Origin of the sequence: Pseudomonas viridiflava, assembly GCF_900602065.1 — a bacterium.
In the GTDB taxonomy this organism is placed as follows: domain Bacteria; phylum Pseudomonadota; class Gammaproteobacteria; order Pseudomonadales; family Pseudomonadaceae; genus Aquipseudomonas.
Genome location: NZ_UWFN01000337.1, coordinates 1 through 466, shown reverse-complemented (window position 1 = coordinate 466; position 466 = coordinate 1). Strand labels below are relative to the sequence as shown.

Annotated in this window: 1 protein-coding gene and 1 pseudogene; both read right to left on the bottom strand. The window is 63.7% G+C overall.

Annotated elements, in window-relative coordinates; all coding sequences use genetic code 11:
• Positions 1-249 (bottom strand): nitrilase-related carbon-nitrogen hydrolase (locus tag EE949_RS25690; protein ID WP_277423385.1); only part of this gene is annotated, 249 nt, incomplete at its 3' end.
• 15 nt (positions 250-264) lie between these two features.
• Positions 265-466 (bottom strand): annotated as a pseudogene (locus EE949_RS25685) (amine oxidase); the annotation flags it as partial.

The window sequence follows — 466 nt, the reverse complement described above, 5'->3', positions numbered from 1 at the left end:
GCCGTACAGAATCGCAATCCCGTACTGCCGGGCAATCTCTGCAATGCGCGTCGCAGCGGGTCCGTCCTGCGCTTGCGCCAACTCGGTGCAGGCCCTGGTGCCAATGTTGTAGCCGGTCAGAAACATCTCCGGGCAGACCAGCACCTGCGCACCCTGTGCGGCCGCCGCCTGCGCCTGGTGTTCCAGTCGAGTCAGGTTGCCGCTGACGTCCAGCGGCAAGGGCTCGCATTGATACAACGCGACACGCATGGGGATTTCCTTCTGTCAGTCGGCCAGTGCAATTGGGCCGATGTCATTGAACACGTCGCCGGGGCCGGGGTTTTCGGCGTGAGTCTTGCCGCCAAAGTGATTCATGATGCCCCACACCGCATTCAGCGACGTCTGTACCGCGCCTTCCACCCAGGCAGGCGTCCAGGACACGTCGTCACCGGCGATGAACATGCCGCGCTGTTCGGCGGGCATGTCC